The organism is Longimicrobium sp., assembly GCF_036387355.1.
Classification (GTDB): Bacteria; Gemmatimonadota; Gemmatimonadetes; order Longimicrobiales; family Longimicrobiaceae; genus Longimicrobium.
The window spans coordinates 1-5521 of the sequence record NZ_DASVTX010000223.1 but is presented as its reverse complement, the minus strand read 5'-3'; the positions used below and the strand labels follow the sequence as shown (position 1 = coordinate 5521).

7 protein-coding genes are annotated in these 5521 nt (G+C 69.4%); 3 read left to right on the top strand and 4 right to left on the bottom strand.

Annotated features, from left to right (window positions below):
* Positions 1 to 977, bottom strand: a 977-nt coding sequence (locus VF665_RS09865; RefSeq protein WP_331053252.1) for an RtcB family protein, incomplete at its 3' end; no start/stop codon positions are given.
* Positions 978 to 1093: 116 nt separating this feature from the next.
* Between VF665_RS09865 and VF665_RS09860 the strand changes: the two genes are divergently transcribed.
* Entirely contained in the window at positions 1094 to 1384 is a 291-nt protein-coding gene (locus tag VF665_RS09860) for a hypothetical protein (RefSeq protein WP_331053251.1), read from the top strand.
* Positions 1381 to 2001, top strand: a complete 621-nt coding sequence (locus VF665_RS09855; protein WP_331053250.1) for a Shedu immune nuclease family protein — start codon at positions 1381 to 1383, stop codon at positions 1999 to 2001. Before VF665_RS09860 ends, VF665_RS09855 begins: the two co-directional genes overlap by 4 nt.
* Before the next feature lie 15 nt (positions 2002 to 2016).
* Here VF665_RS09855 and VF665_RS09850 read toward each other — a convergent pair whose 3' ends face one another.
* The 3 genes from VF665_RS09850 to VF665_RS09840 all read right to left on the bottom strand — a co-directional run bounded on the left by VF665_RS09850 (position 2017) and on the right by VF665_RS09840 (position 4220).
* Entirely contained in the window at positions 2017 to 2340 is a 324-nt protein-coding gene (locus VF665_RS09850) for a hypothetical protein (protein ID WP_331053249.1), read from the bottom strand.
* Between the two features lie 349 nt (positions 2341 to 2689).
* The gene (locus VF665_RS09845; RefSeq protein WP_331053248.1) at positions 2690 to 2869 is read right to left on the bottom strand and encodes a hypothetical protein; all 180 of its coding nucleotides are present in this window, start codon (positions 2867 to 2869) and stop codon (positions 2690 to 2692) included.
* 202 nt (positions 2870 to 3071) lie between these two features.
* Positions 3072 to 4220 (bottom strand): hypothetical protein, encoded by a 1149-nt coding sequence (locus VF665_RS09840; RefSeq protein ID WP_331053247.1) that lies wholly within the window; start codon positions 4218 to 4220, stop codon positions 3072 to 3074.
* 196 nt (positions 4221 to 4416) lie between these two features.
* Between VF665_RS09840 and VF665_RS09835 the strand changes: the two genes are divergently transcribed.
* Positions 4417 to 5481 (top strand): aminopeptidase, encoded by a 1065-nt coding sequence (locus VF665_RS09835; RefSeq protein ID WP_331053246.1) that lies wholly within the window; start codon positions 4417 to 4419, stop codon positions 5479 to 5481.
* Positions 5482 to 5521: the final 40 nt, after the last annotated feature.

Below are 5521 nucleotides of genomic sequence, written 5' to 3'. Positions count from 1 at the left end.
TTGGGGATGGTGCCGGTGCGGTGCACGCGCGGTGTCATCATCTCCGCGCTGCAGAAGGCGGACAGGAACAGGGCGCGCATCCACGCCGGTGCCGCGAACAGCCAGGGCATGGGCGACTCGGCCCAGTCCTTCTTGCCCACGGGCGAGCCCAGCCCGGCCAGCAGCGCGTGCAGCGCAATGGAGTCCACGTACAGGTGAATCTCCTCACGCCGGCCCGGCGCGCGCACTCTGCGGTGCGCGCGCGGCGCGAACCCCAGCCGGCGCAGGTCGTCCGACAGGTCCGCCGCGTCGCCCTCGTGGTACACGAAGATCGACACACGCTTGCCGTTGCGCGTCAGGTGCCCGTCTCCGCTGGCGTATCCCAGTACGCGAAGGAGCGCCGGCATTCGGGGATCGCCGCCCCGCAGCGGGAGCAGCCCGCGCTCGGCCAGTTCGTCGCGCGCCCGAGGGTTCGCCACGGCGATGTTCAGCGCCCACTCCGCCGCCTCGTGCGGAAGCCCGACGTACGGCGAACAGGCCACCGCGTCGCCGGTGGACAGCGCGTCCGCGCGCTTCCAGCCGGTGCGGGTGAGGATCTGGTGGTCGCCCGTGGCCCGCAGCGTCCGGCCGTTCGCGAGCGCCACGCGCAGCACCTCGCGCGTGGCGCGCGGGATGGAGCCCATGTGCGGCACCACCGGGCGCACCACCGTGCCGTCCCAGCAGACTACCGGGTGCGTGTCGCGAACCGATTCGATCGGCACGCTGTAGCCATCCGCCGTGGTTACCAGGGTTCCCTCGGCAATGCAGGCGATGTCGAAGCCGACTCCCACCACGGACACCTTGTCGCGGTAGGCGGCCACCCCGCCGATGGGCATGGTGTAGCCCACGTGCCCGTCCGCCATGAGCGCGGCCTGCTCGGCGCGCGACGCAACGTCCTGGATCTGGCGGATAGTGTTCTCGTCGTGCTGTCCGAAGATGCGCATTTCCCCAGTATCCACGGTGGATGTAAATCGTTTGCCGCCAACGTGCGGACCGGTTTTTTCCCAGGGCTTTTGTGGACGCCCCGGACGTCGCCATCGTTCTCGCGTGATCCACCCGCTCTCACGGAGAAGCCATGCTCAACCTTCAGAACCGTGCCGCCATCGCCCTCAGGCTGCTGGACCCCGAAGACCGCACCGCGGTGGACGACGCGATTGCCCGCCTCCAGGCGCAGATGGAGCAGGGGCGCGGCTTCAGCCCCTTCGAAGGCACCCAACTGAGCCGTCTGACCGACGGGTTCTACCTGCTGCGCATGGAGCCGTGGGGCATCCTCTTCACCCCCGAATCCACCGGCCTGGTGATCGACGACATCTTTCCCCTCGAGCGTCTTGAGTGGATGCGGGGGGCCGCCCGCCAGCCTGCATGAAGAGCCTGAACGCGGTGCGGTTCGATCCCGTGCTGTGCCGGGAGGAACTGCAATCTCTCGCTGCGCTTCTCGCGACTCCGGAGCCGCTGGGCGAGCGCCGATCACTCCTGCCGTTCTTTCGCCGCTCCCTTCAGCTGTCGGCACTGATCGGCTCGTACTCGCCGCAGATCGGAACGTCGGATCTGGTTGCGCACGAATACGTGCTCTTCGGCGACTTCACGTGCGACCTCGTGGTCGGCGATTCGCGCCGCCAGAGCTACTGCTTCATCGAATTCGAGGATGCCGCGGCGGGCAGCATCTTCGTGCAGCGCGGGCGCGCGACTCCGTCGTGGTCCCGCCGCCTGGAGCACGGCTTCAGCCAGCTCATCGACTGGTTCTGGAAGCTGGACGATGCGCGGGGCTCGGCGGAGTACCAGCACCGGTTCGGTGGTGGGTACCCGCGGGTGATGGGAATCATCGTCGTCGGGCGTGACGGGCTCGCGTCCCGCGAACGCCAGCGGCTGCAGTGGCGCAGCGAACGGGTGGTCGTGGACTCCAAGCAGATCATCTGCCTTACCTACGACCAGCTGCTCGCCGATCTCACCCTGCGGCTCGACACGCTCGCAGACCCGCGCTGACCGGGTCCGCGACGCTCAGTACTCCTCGTCGTCCCAGCGGCGGTCGGCGTGCGCTTCCTTGCGGCGCAGGTAGCCGTGCTCGCGGTCCCGGGCGCGCTGGTGCTCGGTGGACTCGAACACCGCCTCCACGCGCTCGGCGCGTACCCACGCGCGGCTGCCGTTCAGGTCCATGAGCTTGATCCACCGCGGCCGGAACCAGCGCCGGTCCAGGGCGCGCCCCACCGCCGCCGCGGTCGCGGCGCTCACGTACCACGTTGTGTACTCGGACTGCACGACAAAGTAGTCCCCCGGGCCGGACCTCTGCTCCGGCGTTTCCTGCTTCTGCTTGATGATGCTCATCGTGTGATCTACGCGCCCCGCGCGGGAGACGATCTCCCGCCGCGGACTTCTCTCGTCTCCATCCATTCCGCTGAGCCCGGTTCGCCTATGCCCGTGCAGCCACCGGCCCGGCAACGCCTTGCGGCGGAACGGATGATGGCCGGCGGGAACGTGTCGCCCCTCCTGCGGGGGGTCGCGTTTGTCCACCCGGGCGGTGCTCCACGCGCCGCCGGCCTGCTCATCCGTCAGCTTTCGCGTCCTTGCATCCCGATCCCCTCCCGCGCAATGTCCAGAAAAGAATCGCCCCGCCCGGCATGTGCGCGGGCGGGGCGAAAGTGCGTGGCTCCCGGTGAATCGTGCCGAACTCGCGCTAGGGCGCGCGCTCGGCCGTTCCTCCCGCCTGCATGTTTTCGCCCGCCTGCCGGTATCCGCTCGGCGCGCTCGTATCCGTCCTGCCGGATTCACCATCCGCCGCGCGGGCGCACGACGCTCCCGGGCCCAGCGGCAGGGCCACAAGGCTGAGAATCGCCGGGGTTGCGAGGTGCGCCATGGTCATTGAAGCCGGTATCCGCCTGCAAGGGTGTGGCGGGACGAACCCGCCGGAAACGAAAAAAGAGCCGCATCCTGATGATCCCGGTCCGCCGCACTGCTGCGTTGGAGGGGTGCCCGCCTCCGCACGGGGCGGAAAGGCGGGCGATCATCGGGACGCGACTCCCAAGTGGCGCTGAGTGTAGCTCAGCGCCACACGTCTGTCAAGGGCCTGTTTTGCCGCCCGGCGACTCATCCCCGGTGACTGCCGGCGAGGCGTCCGCCGCGTCGTCATCCATCTCCACCACCAGCGGCGCGGAGGGAATTCCCGTGGCGAGGATCGCATCCGCGGGAATGGCATCGGGTTGCGCGGCGGGCGCAGCGGTCGCCGGAGCGCCGGCGGAATCCATCGCGGCCGTGGCCCCATCGGCGCGCCCGGCCTCCGTGGAAGCCGCGTCGGGGGCCGACTGCGGATCGCTCGCGGTGGCTTCGGGGGTGAGCGACTGGATCAGGTCGCGCATCTGCGCCGCGACGGCCGGGTCCGTAACCGACGACTGCAGGCGCACCAGCCTGCCCGCGACTGCCATGCGGTGCTGCGCGGCCTCGTCGTTGGCGCGAGCGGCAGCGGCCTGCTCGCGGGCGGCCGCCACCTCCTTGGCGCCGCCGCTGAACAGGTTCTCCAGCGTTTCCACCAGCCGGTTCAGAATGCGGTACACCGCCTGCGCCGAAAACCCGCCCAGCAGCGCGATCGTGGGCCGGGCCAGCGCCTTGGCCTCCGCGGCGTCCATCGCCGGCACCGGGATCATGGCGACCAGAATGAAGCCGGCCACCACGCCCAGGAACAGCTTGGTGAGGTACGAGGGCGCGTGCTCCGGATCGTAGGTGCGGTTGGTGATGTACTCGTTCACCTGGAACAGCATGGCGAACGACGCGCCCACACCGGCCGCGGACAGCCAGTGCAGGTTGTGGAGCACGGTGTCGAACGCCTTGGGCTGAAGCTCGCTCGCGGGGGTCACGATGCCGTGAATGCTGAATCCCACGAACGCGACCACGCAGGCCGCCGCGAACACCGTGATCTGTCGCACGAGCGGAATGGGGCCCAGGATGCGGAACCGCTCCGGCGCATGGTACGTGGAATCCAGCAGGTACAGCGCGCCGGGCCGGGCAGGCGAGACCAGGCGCGCCAGCCGCTCGTGCGTGGTGGCCGCGGCGCCCAGGTCCACCGGCTGCCCCGCATTCAGGGCGGCCTCCAGCCCGGCGGCGGACTGCACCAGCGCGGGCGGAACGCGCTTTCCGTTGGACGCCAGGTGGCGCACCATGGAGCAGCACTCGTTGACGAGCTGGTGGTGCAGCGGGGGCGGTTGAGTCGGCATGATGATAGGCCCGGGGAAGGGTCGGGAGCGGCGGGACGGGAACTGGATGATAAACGTCTGAACCTCTTCGCGGTAGCACCTTACCCGCCATGGACAGGCCGAATGGGCCGGCGGGCGCGGCTCCGGTGCGCGCGATGATTGCCGTGGGTAGATTGGATGGAAAGCGACCAACGTGGACCCGCGCCTCTTCTGACGCATGATCAAACGTTCCTGGCGGATGGCGGCGGTGCTGGCGGCGCTGTGCACGGTTTCGGCGTGCTCGCCGCTGTACGTGCTGCGCGGCGCGTGGGAGGAAGGAAAGATCCTGTCGCGCCGCCGTCCCATCGCGGCCATCGTCGCGGATTCCGCCACGGATGCGCAGACGCGCGGCAAGCTGCTGCTGGTATTGCAGGCGCGGCAGTTCGCCGCGGACTCGCTGCGGCTGAACACGGGCGACAGCTACACGCTCTTTTCCCGGGTGGATTCAGACACGCTCGTCACGGTCGTCTCCGCCGCGTACCGCGACCGCTTTGAGCCGTACACGTGGTGGTTCCCCATCACCGGGCGGGTGCCGTACAAGGGATTCTTTGATCCGGCCGACGCGGCGAAAGAGGCGCGCCGGCTGCAGGCGCGCGGGTTCGACACCTACGTGCGCCCCTCGGCGGCGTTCAGCACGCTGGGCTGGTTCAACGATCCGCTGCTGAGCACGCTGCTGCGCTACGACGACGTGTCGCTGGCCAACACGGTCATCCACGAGCTGTTCCACAACACCTTCTACGCGCCGGGGCAGGCGATCTTCAACGAGAGCCTGGCCAACTTCGTGGGCGGGCGCGGCGCCATCGAGTTCTTCTGCGGGCGCGACGGGCCCCAGGCGCAGACGTGCGTCACGGCGACGGGCGCGTGGCACGACGACCTGGCGTTCGGCGGATTTCTGGAGGCGATGGTGGCGGACCTGGAGGCGCTGTACGCCCGCCCGGACCTGACGACGGACGACAAGCTCCGCGAGCGGGAGCGCATCTTTGGCGAGGCGCAGGCGCGGTTTGCCCGCGAGGTGCGGCCGAACCTGAAGGTGGACACGTTCGGAAGCTTTACGCGCGACCCGCTGAACAACGCCACGCTCATCTCGCGCCGCATCTACTACCGGCGGCTGGAGCTGTTCGAGCGCGTGTACCAATCGCGCGGCGGCGACTTTCGCCGCGCCATGCACGACATCGTGGAGGCCGCGCGAGGTAACCGCGCGGACCCGTACGCAGGCGTGGCGGCGCTGGTGGAGCCTGCGTAATGCGCGGGCGATCGCGCTTTCAGGGCAGGGATGGTAGACC

What these genes read in the sequence shown, in the direction of transcription:
- VF665_RS09860 (WP_331053251.1), top strand. Translation starts at nt 1,094, where the DNA reads ATGCTCAACCTTCAGAACCGTGCCGCCATCGCCCTCAGGCTGCTGGAC.
- VF665_RS09840 (WP_331053247.1), bottom strand. Translation starts at nt 4,220, where the DNA reads ATGCCGACTCAACCGCCCCCGCTGCACCACCAGCTCGTCAACGAGTGC.
- VF665_RS09845 (WP_331053248.1), bottom strand. Translation starts at nt 2,869, where the DNA reads ATGGCGCACCTCGCAACCCCGGCGATTCTCAGCCTTGTGGCCCTGCCG.
- VF665_RS09835 (WP_331053246.1), top strand. Translation starts at nt 4,417, where the DNA reads ATGATCAAACGTTCCTGGCGGATGGCGGCGGTGCTGGCGGCGCTGTGC.
- VF665_RS09850 (WP_331053249.1), bottom strand. Translation starts at nt 2,340, where the DNA reads ATGAGCATCATCAAGCAGAAGCAGGAAACGCCGGAGCAGAGGTCCGGC.
- VF665_RS09855 (WP_331053250.1), top strand. Translation starts at nt 1,381, where the DNA reads ATGAAGAGCCTGAACGCGGTGCGGTTCGATCCCGTGCTGTGCCGGGAG.